The sequence below is a fragment of the Bacillus tuaregi genome (genome assembly GCF_900104575.1).
Classification (GTDB): domain Bacteria; phylum Bacillota; class Bacilli; order Bacillales; family Cytobacillaceae; genus Bacillus_BD; species Bacillus_BD tuaregi.
Map to the genome: position 1 here is coordinate 339,705 of NZ_LT629731.1, position 9,190 is coordinate 348,894.

The 9,190-nt window shown below is 46.7% G+C and carries 9 protein-coding genes and 7 tRNA genes; 13 read left to right on the top strand and 3 right to left on the bottom strand.

Annotated elements, in window-relative coordinates:
• Nucleotides 1–12: 12 nt before the first annotated feature.
• From BQ5321_RS04040 to nagB, 12 genes are all read left to right on the top strand, one after another.
• A tRNA-Asp gene (locus tag BQ5321_RS04040) sits at nt 13–86 on the top strand.
• Between the two features lie 52 nt (nt 87–138).
• A tRNA-Phe gene (locus BQ5321_RS04045) sits at nt 139–211 on the top strand.
• A gap of 7 nt (nt 212–218) precedes the next feature.
• Nucleotides 219–294 (top strand) — tRNA-His (locus tag BQ5321_RS04050).
• A 4-nt stretch (nt 295–298) separates the two neighbouring features.
• Nucleotides 299–373 (top strand) — tRNA-Gln (locus BQ5321_RS04055).
• Between the two features lie 6 nt (nt 374–379).
• Nucleotides 380–453, top strand: a tRNA-Gly gene (locus tag BQ5321_RS04060).
• A gap of 5 nt (nt 454–458) precedes the next feature.
• Nucleotides 459–532 (top strand) — tRNA-Ile (locus tag BQ5321_RS04065).
• A 38-nt stretch (nt 533–570) separates the two neighbouring features.
• Nucleotides 571–645, top strand: a tRNA-Asn gene (locus BQ5321_RS04070).
• 184 nt (nt 646–829) lie between these two features.
• A complete protein-coding gene (locus BQ5321_RS04075; protein ID WP_071393325.1) occupies nt 830–1,225 on the top strand; it encodes a MerR family DNA-binding transcriptional regulator in 396 nt (131 codons plus the stop codon).
• Between the two features lie 424 nt (nt 1,226–1,649).
• On the top strand, nt 1,650–2,309 hold the full coding sequence (locus tag BQ5321_RS04080; protein ID WP_084786628.1) for a YIP1 family protein: 660 nt from the start codon (nt 1,650–1,652) through the stop codon (nt 2,307–2,309).
• Nucleotides 2,310–2,321: 12 nt separating this feature from the next.
• The gene (locus BQ5321_RS04085) at nt 2,322–3,518 is read left to right on the top strand and encodes an efflux RND transporter periplasmic adaptor subunit (RefSeq protein ID WP_071393327.1); all 1,197 of its coding nucleotides are present in this window, start codon (nt 2,322–2,324) and stop codon (nt 3,516–3,518) included.
• Nucleotides 3,519–3,839: 321 nt separating this feature from the next.
• Nucleotides 3,840–5,030, top strand: a complete 1,191-nt coding sequence (nagA, locus tag BQ5321_RS04090; protein ID WP_071393328.1) for an N-acetylglucosamine-6-phosphate deacetylase — start codon at nt 3,840–3,842, stop codon at nt 5,028–5,030.
• Complete coding sequence (nagB, locus tag BQ5321_RS04095; RefSeq protein ID WP_071393329.1) at nt 5,027–5,767, top strand: glucosamine-6-phosphate deaminase; 741 nt, start codon at nt 5,027–5,029, stop codon at nt 5,765–5,767. Before nagA ends, nagB begins: the two co-directional genes overlap by 4 nt.
• A 227-nt stretch (nt 5,768–5,994) precedes the next feature.
• Here nagB and BQ5321_RS04100 read toward each other — a convergent pair whose 3' ends face one another.
• Nucleotides 5,995–7,353 (bottom strand): S-layer homology domain-containing protein, encoded by a 1,359-nt coding sequence (locus tag BQ5321_RS04100; protein WP_071393330.1) that lies wholly within the window; start codon nt 7,351–7,353, stop codon nt 5,995–5,997.
• Between the two features lie 160 nt (nt 7,354–7,513).
• On the opposite strand from BQ5321_RS04100, the gene BQ5321_RS24195 reads away from it, so the two are divergent.
• Nucleotides 7,514–7,669: a hypothetical protein gene (locus BQ5321_RS24195; protein ID WP_159433399.1), complete on the top strand. Its 156-nt coding sequence runs from the start codon at nt 7,514–7,516 to the stop codon at nt 7,667–7,669.
• Between the two features lie 429 nt (nt 7,670–8,098).
• On the opposite strand, the gene BQ5321_RS04105 is transcribed toward BQ5321_RS24195, so the two are convergent.
• Both BQ5321_RS04105 and BQ5321_RS24585 read right to left on the bottom strand, forming a co-directional pair.
• Complete coding sequence (locus tag BQ5321_RS04105) at nt 8,099–8,743, bottom strand: nitroreductase family protein (RefSeq protein WP_071396768.1); 645 nt, start codon at nt 8,741–8,743, stop codon at nt 8,099–8,101.
• A 149-nt stretch (nt 8,744–8,892) separates the two neighbouring features.
• A partial coding sequence (locus BQ5321_RS24585; RefSeq protein WP_222705863.1) for a hypothetical protein occupies nt 8,893–9,190 on the bottom strand: 298 nt, incomplete at its 5' end.

The window sequence follows — 9,190 nt, forward strand, 5'->3', positions numbered from 1 at the left end:
TGGAAATACGCTGGTCCGGTAGTTCAGTTGGTTAGAATGCCTGCCTGTCACGCAGGAGGTCGCGGGTTCGAGTCCCGTCCGGACCGTTTATTTTTTTACAGGTATCTATGTTATATAAATAGAACCTTTTTTTTATGAGGCTCAGTAGCTCAGTCGGTAGAGCAATGGACTGAAAATCCATGTGTCGGCGGTTCGATTCCGTCCTGAGCCATCATATGGCGGCTGTGGCGAAGTGGTTAACGCATCGGATTGTGGTTCCGACATTCGTGGGTTCGATTCCCATCAGCCGCCCCATTTTTGGGCTATAGCCAAGCGGTAAGGCAACGGACTTTGACTCCGTCATTCGTAGGTTCGAATCCTGCTAGCCCAGCCATCTTTTGCGGGTGTAGTTTAGTGGTAAAACCACAGCCTTCCAAGCTGTTGTCGAGGGTTCGATTCCCTTCACCCGCTCCATAAATGGGCCTATAGCTCAGCTGGTTAGAGCGCACGCCTGATAAGCGTGAGGTCGATGGTTCGAGTCCATTTAGGCCCATCAAAGTTTTTTGCGGAAGCAAAATAACTCTCCTTTATTCCGCAGTAGCTCAGTGGTAGAGCTATCGGCTGTTAACCGATCGGTCGTAGGTTCGAATCCTACCTGCGGAGCCATTTTTAACAATTAATACATAATATAGTAGAGACCTAATTCATATATTTGGTCTCTTTTTTATTAAAAAAGCACAGTAGGGGCTAGATAACTGTTTGTTTAAAATTATCCAAAGTTAATCTAAATTACTTAAATTAAGCAAGTAAATATGTTGCACTTCATCTACAAAGGTGAGGTGTTTTTATTATGTTCACAATTAGAGAAGCGGCGGAAATGTTAGGAGTGGCAACATCTACGTTAAGAAGGTGGGAAAACGAAGGAAAAATTAAGTCCGTTCGTACAACAGGCAACCACCGTCGGTATACTGTTGAAGAATTATCTAAAATAAAAAAAGTGAAGCCATTAAATGAAAAAATAACCGTAGGTTATTGTCGCGTTTCTTCTTCTGATCAAAGAGAAGATTTGAAACGTCAGGTAGAACTGGTGAGTATGTATTGTACGGCAAAGGGGTACGGTTTCGAAATANGGATTTCAGCAAGATATCACCATTTTAACAAATACTACCAATTATTGAACGGTTTAATATTAAATATACTTCAGAGAAGTAGACTCGACAGTGGCATAGATTCTGTTAAAAAATAAAATCCGCGGATTTTGCCAACATATCCGCAGATTCCGGCTAAATATCCGCACTTTTTGGCTAGATATCCGCGGATTTCAGCACGATATCACCATTTTAACAAATACTACCAATTATTGAACGGTTTAATATTAAATATACTTCAGAGAAGTAGACTCGACAGTGGCATAGATTCTGTTAAAAAATAAAATCCGCGGATTCCGGCTAGATATCCGCACTTTTTGGCTAGATATCCGCGAATTTCAGCACGATATCACCATTTTAACAAATACTACCAATTCTGTAGCGTGAGAACCGTCTCGCTGCTTCGCTATTTCGTCCAGAACGCCACCACCAGCAATCGTTCGACTAAAAATGTGGTAGCTAGTGCGCGAATCATGTAAAATAAAGTATTAGATAAAGTAGAGTTATGGGAGATGAACAATCATGTATCATATACGGCTTTTCAGGGGGTTACGAGAGCCTTATGTTCAAGCGCAGCAATTAGTAAAAGCCGAACAAGTAGGGGGATTTTGGAGAAAGGGACTCCTGCTCTTATTGATGACGTTTCTAGTCGCCGCAGTCTCGGCTTATTTTGGCATCGGAAACGAAATCCTGTCAAAGGAAATACATACCCGCTCGAACACTGAATTTGAGGCGATCAAGCTATTCTTTGCTATTGGGCAAATCATTTGGTCCTTACTGCAAGCAATAATCATTCTCACAATACCATCACTCTTTTTCTGGGCATTGTCAGACATCGAGTGGAAGAAATACATAGCGATGCAATTTTACGTCTTAACGATTCTGTTAATTGGAAAGATTATTACTATACCTTTTACGGTTTTATTAGGTTTGCCGGACATCTCAAACCCATTTTCACTGGGCGTTATCGGACAATATCTTACATCCCATGACCTCACGCTGCAATTTTTGAGCGGCATCACCATCTTTACTATCTGGGCCATGCTTCTGCAATACAAATTTGTCAGAGCCCTGTCGCAACGTCCGCGATGGCAGACGATGCTATTCGTGCTCGGCTTCAATCTGTTCCTTCTGGCTATATCTGTCTTTTTGCAAATCATGGATCTTGAAAAATTGCTATAGGGGGTGGTCCACGTGAAATGGAAGTCCAAAATCATCATTGCCGCTGCTATTGTATTAGTCGCAGCGAATCTATATTTACTTTTAAAGGATAATAGTAAAGTTGCCCGCTCCTTCTATATATCGGAATGGACAACGGCCAAGGTGCAAAACCTACGTGAAACGATGAAAACAGAAGGGGTCACCACGCCGCTTGAGGAGCAGCAGGTTTATTTTGACGAAAGAAAAGGCAGCTTTGAGGGCTTTTTAGTTAAAAAAGGGCAAGAGGTTCAATCCGGTAAGACGTTATTCTATTATTCTACTGAAACCTATGAAGACGCCATTGCCGTGCTGGAATCTGAGCGTGACAGCCTCGAGAACCAGCTGGACGCCCTTGAGGATAAATGGGACGACCTGAAGGACCTTGATTACAAGGCAACCCGCTCTGTGCTCGATGATGAGCTTTTGATTAACGATTATTCGGTTGAAATCGATCTTTATCAAACAGAGGTGGAAATCAGCCGTCTCGAAAGCGAAATTGAAAAATACGATGAGCAAATTGATTCTATTGACCGTAAAATGCCGCATCTAGAGGAAACTAGCGACATCGACGGAGTCGTCAAGAATATGAATGAGGATCTTTCTAACCCGATTATCACGATTGTTTCGAAGGAAAGCATGGTCAAGGGAATGCTCTCAGGCGACGAGCAGGCCGATATCGAGCCGGGCATGGAAGTGACGGTTTCGCTGAAAAATAAGGATAAAACCTATAAAGGCACGATCCAGGAGGTTTCGATTTTTCCTGAAGACGAGCCGAATGTAAAGATGAAGAGCCAGTATCCGTTCACGGTTGTCCTCGACAAGCAGGTCGAAAACCTGGCACACGGTACCCCGGTTGAGGTGAAAATCACCAAGGATGAAGTCAAAAATGCGATTACCGCACCATTTTCCAGTATGGAAAAGGACGGCAAAACCAACTGGGTCTACACGCTCGAAAACGGGAAGGTTCAACGTCAAAAGGTCACCACCGGCCTTCACGTGAACAGCGTCCAGCAAATTAAGAAGGGTCTGAAGAAGGGCGACACGCTCGCCATGGCGCCACAGCAGGTCACAAAAGGCACCCCAACCTTCTACACCCCGATGCAGCTGGATAAATGGGAAAAAACCATGTACAAAAACCTCCGCAAAAAAGAACTGCTCAAGCAAACCGGAAAAGGATTTTTATCCTTTTAGTTAGGTGTGATGAATTGGGTGCCTGGCACCGCAAATACTATTTGAATATAAAATAAAAAAGGATGGGATTCCCCGTCCTTTTTTATTTAGGGTCAGGATGACCTTTCTATTTCTTGTATATTTTGGTATTTTTATAGTATGTTCTTGGGCAGCAGGTGTGGAGCGCTTGATATGGAATTAATATACTATCATAATGTTGGCGTTGGCAGACGAAGAGAAGTAGAAATTTTCGCCTAATCCTCAAGCCTATGCTCCAACTCGACGCACAGTAGCCCCTCATTTTAGATACGAAATTTTTGCACCACTGAAGGAGCGATGAAAATGTCTAGAACCTTTTTAACACAGGCAAAAATATATACTGGCGAAGCTTTTTTTCCAGAAGGCTTTCTTTTAATAGAAAACGATCAAATCGCGGCTGTGGGGAGGATGGAGGAGCTACCGGACATAAAGGCTGAGGATAAGGTCATCGAGCTTCATGACAAGGCGACGGTTATGCCCGGGTTCATCGATGTCCACATTCACGGGGCAGGAGGGGCGGATGCGATGGATGCGACACCGGAGGCCCTTGCGACGATTAGCTCGGCGCTGCCAAAGGAGGGGACGACAAGCTTTCTTGCTACCACGATGTCGACGAACCGTGATCAAATAACCGCTGCCGTCCAGAATGTCGCGGCGTACATGGATAATCAGAATACCGCTGGAGCAGAGGTGCTCGGAATTCACCTGGAGGGTCCGTTCCTCAATCCCAAACGAGCCGGTGCCCAGGACCCGGGGAACATCATCGAGCCGTCGATTGAACTTTTTCAAAAATGGATCGAGGCGGGAAAGCATCAGATTAAGCTGGTGACGCTGGCACCTGAGCAGGAGGGCGGCTGTGAGTGTGTCCAGCACATGGCTTCCTTGCAGGTGATGCCGTCGATTGGCCATAGCGATGCCGTTTATGCTGAGGTTGAAAAGGCGGTCCAGCATGGGGTCAAGCACGCGACCCATCTGTTTAATGGCATGAGAGGGCTCCATCATAGGGAAGCGGGAACGGCAGGGGCGGTCCTGCTGATGGACGAGGTTAAGGTGGAAATGATTGTGGACGGCATCCATATCGCATCTGAAATGGTGAAGCTGGCTTATAAGCTGAAGGGAGCCGAGGGAATCGTCCTCATTACCGATGCGATGCGTGCGAAGGGGCTGGGGGCAGGCAGGTACGACCTTGGCGGCCAGGAGGTTATCGTGGATACCGAAAAGGGCCGTGCAACGCTGGAGGACGGCACACTTGCGGGGAGCATCCTGAAGTACAGGGACGCCGTTGCGAATATGATCGATTACACAGGCTGCTCGCTCGATGAGATTGTCACGATGGCATCGGTCAACCCGGCAAAGCAAATCAATGTCTTTGATCGAAAGGGCAGCTTGAGCGCGGGAAAGGATGCCGATATCGTGGTTGTGGATGACAGCCTAGAGATACTGATGACCTTTTGCCGAGGGAAAATGGTTTATACAAGGAGTGCAGTTGAATGAAGATAATAGAAGCAAAGGATTATCAGGAGCTGAGTCAAATAGCGGCCAGCTATATCATGGAGCAGGTGAAGCAAAAGCCGGAATCGGTCCTGGGACTTGCCACTGGTGGCACGATGCTGGGCACGTACCAGGCACTGATTGAGGATTATCGGAAAAATGGCGGCGATTATCAGCACGTCCAAACCTTTAATCTGGATGAATACGTCGGTTTAGCGAAAAGCGATGAAAACAGCTACCACCATTATATGTGGGAGCAGCTGTTTAGCCATATAAACGTAGCGGAGGATCGAGCGCATTTGCCCAATGGAAAGGCAGATGATATGGAAAAAGAATGCCTGGAATATGAGCGGCTGATTAAGGAATCCGGTGGCATTGATTTGCAGCTCCTCGGGATTGGTCAAAATGGCCATATCGGCTTCAATGAACCGGGCAGCGCCTTTGACTCGATTACCCGCATGGTTCCGCTCAAGGAATCCACGCGTCAGGCGAATGCCCGTTATTTTCCGACGCTGGAGGATGTCCCAACACATGCCATTACCATGGGGATTTCAACGATCATGAAAAGCAAGAAAATCGTTCTGCTTGCCTCAGGCAGCCAAAAGGCAGACATCCTATATGACCTGTACCACTCAGACATTACCGCTGATATACCGGCAACGATTCTTAGAAATCACCCGGACACGACGATTATCGCTGATTGGGATGCATTAGCGAAGATTCGGCAAGCGGTGGGGTAAATAGATCGTGGAAAAAGAACGCTTGGGTTAATAATGGATGCCAGGCGTTCTTTTTATTAGGCTAAGTTAAACAGGAGTGGCCTTCCACAGAAAAAAGGTGCCAGGCACCCGCAAAAATCAGTAAAATGACACTAGATTTAGGCTTGCGGTGCCAGGCACCATTTATTTTTGATCGTAACCATGGCGCAGATGCGACGGGCGAAGTGAATGATGGTCCTCGTTTATCACTAGTCATTCTGCAATGGAATTGATACTACGATTGGATTAAAACTCGAATTGCTTCCAGAGGTGCCACGATTAAATACTATTTTTACATAGAGATGCTCCATATCCTGCTGTGGTGGATAAAGCATGTCGACTGTTTCAATCGATTTACCGGCTGCGAGACTATACTGGGGAACGTCTTGTGTACAGCCTCCGCGATTTTCCCAGCGGCTTCCGACTCTCACAGGACCATCTGCAGTGTCCTTGTATAATTGGGCGGTGATTCCAGGGTCACACCCATTAAACCCGACATAAGGAATGGCTTCAGCTGTCGTATTCGTTGCTTTGACCTTCACCAGTATCTTTTCCTCCTGCTGGTCTAGGTTGACCTCCATTTGTACACCATCCTCTTCGAAGGACTGAGTCATGTCGAAGTCAGGATGATTAGTCTGGAATGGAATCACCATCGGCTCCATCAAGGCATTTCCCAATTTAGATTGAACATCCCTTTTGATATAAAGTGTATAGGTCTCGTCCATATCATAGAGACGAAAAGCTAATTGAACCTTCACCGATTTCGGGTCGGAGGACTCAACCTGTGGATAGACGTCATGTTTTTGACCATCCCTGTCGCGAATGACATAAATATTTTCATCCAAGGTTCTGCTATCAACGCGGTCATTAAAGGTAATCACCCATTCCGTATCCACGTCAGCCTTAGTGATTTCTGTTCCTTTTTCCCAGCCGGATATAGAATCTACTGTAAAAATAGGACTTCCTCTAAAGGACGGCTCGAGGGCCCGTGCTAAAAAGGCAGAAAACTGTCCACGGGTGACGGTTACATCCGGGCGGTAGGTCCCATCCTCATAACCAAAGGTGATTCGGCTTGCACTTATGTTTAGAATGGATTCATAAGCCTTCATGTTGGGCGAAATATCACTAAATCCAGTGGAATGCGGATTGTCCTTGAGCTGAAAAGCCCTGTCTAAGAAAATCGCCATCTGACCGCGTGTCACAGGTTCATGTGGGTGGAAGGTGCCATCGGGATAGCCGGCAATTAAGCCCTTCTCAGCGGCTGACGCAATATAGCCGGAACCGGTAACCCCTGAAGTGACGTCACTAAATGCAGTGTCCTGTGCTTCCCCATTCAACTCCAGAGCGCGCCCAATCATAATGGCTGCTTGCGCACGTGTCACAGCCTGAGTGGCGCCGAAGGTATCATCGGAGTAGCCTGCGATAATTTTTTTCTCCGTCAGGTATTGAATATCGTCATAGAAAAGATAGGAGCGCGGCAAATCCCTAAATACCTCGGCATGGCCAGCAATCGGTGCAATCATAAAAAAGGCGGCAAGCATCACAATAACTTTGAGTAATTTTTGCAAAATCTCCCTCCTTAAAACTAGTATTTTTTTAATTATAACATGGGAGATTAAGGTAAATGTTGGGATTTTACGAAAGGTAGATAGTATGCTTCTGTCAGGTTATCACAGAAGTGGTATAGCCATAACCTGGTGGTAGAGCTCCTTTTTACTTAAGGAAGCAATGCAGCCGGTAACAAAGAGTGACCTGAATTTTGCCACACAAACCCCGCCTGTTTACTCGATTTTAACTGAGGTCATTTCAACTGGAAAAATTCTTCTTGAAAATCGGGCGAAGCTAAACCTCGATTTTTACTTGCTTCAGGAGCAGCTTGAGTAGGCGGGAATCAGGTATGTGGAGGACGGTTCTTACACGGAAGTCATGTAGGACGGCTCATGGTTTGTGGGCAGCCGGGACCAGCTGCTACATTAGATGGGGATGACTGAAAAACAAGACCTCCATGAAGTCTTGTTTTTTTCAAGCTTAGGAATATGACGGGCAAGTGGAGGCGGAATTTTGAAGGGGTGAAAAACGTCTTGTCGAATCAAGCCTTCCACTTAACCAGTTGAACTTCATTCAGCCTTCATCCCCCACTTCTATAAGTGGGGGATGAAGGCAAATGGTCCTTCGATTCAGTGGGGGTACAACCCCCGGCTGATTGAAGTTAAGCCTCCGGCGGATGTTACGGATTTTTTAAAGGTAGTTTATCGAGCGAGCTCGATAAAAATCCGGACGCAAATTCGATGGGCGAATTTGATCTATCTCGCATTACGCCCAAGTAGTAACCGTATCCACTGGCAGCCGGTAGGATGGGTACCCTTCCTTGTCTGCTTTTCCAACCGAAATCAGCATCACGGGAATATATCGCTTGGAGTCGAGCCCGAATGTCTCAGCGACCTTGCCTTTTTCATAGCCGCCCATCGGGTTTGTGTCATAGCCGTGGGCACGGGCGACCAGCATCAGCTGCATCGAGACAAGGCTCGCGTCAATCAGCACCAGATCGCGCATGTCTCTGGCGGCCATGTTCTCGTAACCCGGCTTGAAGGCGGTGAGCAGCTGTTCCTTGACCTCCTCGGGCATATAGCCGAGCTCCACTTGTTTAGTGTAAATTTCCTCGGCATATTCCACACTCTTCATATCGCCAAACACGGCAATCACCGCAGACGAGGTAGCGACCTGGGTTTGATTGAACATCGCCAGCTTAGCGAGCTTTTCCTTTCCCTCCTGCGTTGAAATCACGACAAACCGCCACGGCTGCATATTGACAGACGAAGGGGCACGCGTCGCCTCCTCAAGAATCTCCGTCATTTCCTCATGACTGATTTTCACCTCTGGATCATAGCTTTTCACCGAGCGGCGCCCGAGGACAATCTGGTAAAAATCACTTTGCTTCGAAGCGGCTTCTTTTTCCATTAGGCTTGTATCCTTCATATTGGTCACTTTCCTTTGAAAAATTTGAGGGCTTTTCCAGTTGGTAAGCAACGGGCGGGGGAAATGCCCGCTCCCGTACCATGTCTACTAGAACCCTCCCTTACTAACATGTACAGAAAAATCATTGTTTATCAGTTGATTTGATTGGAAAGCAGGTCGATGGTGAGTGCGGATAAAGGAAAGACGGTTAAATGAGTTAAAGCAATGGGGGACAGTCCCCCGCCTGGGTAAAGCGTTAAAGCAATGGGGGACAGTCCCCTGCCTGGGTAAAGCGTTAAAGCAATGGGGGACAGTCCCCCGCTTGGGTAAAGTGTTAAAGCAATGGGGGACAAGCGACGGGGGACTGTCCCCCAGCGAGGTAAAGCGTTGAAGTGTCTTGTTTCAAGAAAAACCCGCCATTGGCGGGGTTTTTTTTTGGTATTTTTTTTT